At 63.9% G+C, this 319-nt stretch carries 1 protein-coding gene; it reads left to right on the top strand.

Annotated features, from left to right (window positions below):
- Window positions 1–319: SMP-30/gluconolactonase/LRE family protein (locus tag KVT45_RS55270; RefSeq protein ID WP_217562697.1), on the top strand; the 319-nt coding region annotated here is incomplete at both ends.

Raw genomic sequence — 319 nt, 5'->3', positions numbered from 1 at the left:
GTTATCGTCCGATGCGTCTCTGCTGGTGCTGCACGAGGGCTCGATCCATGCTGAAGGGCCCGTGTGGCAGGCGTCCTATGGCCGCCTGCTCTTCTCAGACGTGCCCAATCGCCGTCTGAACGCCTGGTATGAGGAAGATGGCCGGGTCGAGGTCGTGCTGGACGCGACGTGGTTCATGAACGGCAATGCGATCGCCGCAGACGGATCGGTCTGGCATTGCGAACATGGCCGCCGCTGCATCAGCCGGTCCGATCCCGATCTGGCGCAGGAGCCCGAACCGCTCGTCACCCATTTCGAAGGAAGACGCCTCAACGCGCCG

This window comes from Streptomyces sp. GbtcB6 (genome assembly GCF_019091475.1).
Lineage (GTDB): Bacteria > Actinomycetota > Actinomycetes > Streptomycetales > Streptomycetaceae > Streptomyces > Streptomyces hyaluromycini.
The sequence above is the reverse complement of the archived record's forward strand: the minus strand, read 5'-3'. Positions and strand labels throughout refer to the sequence as shown.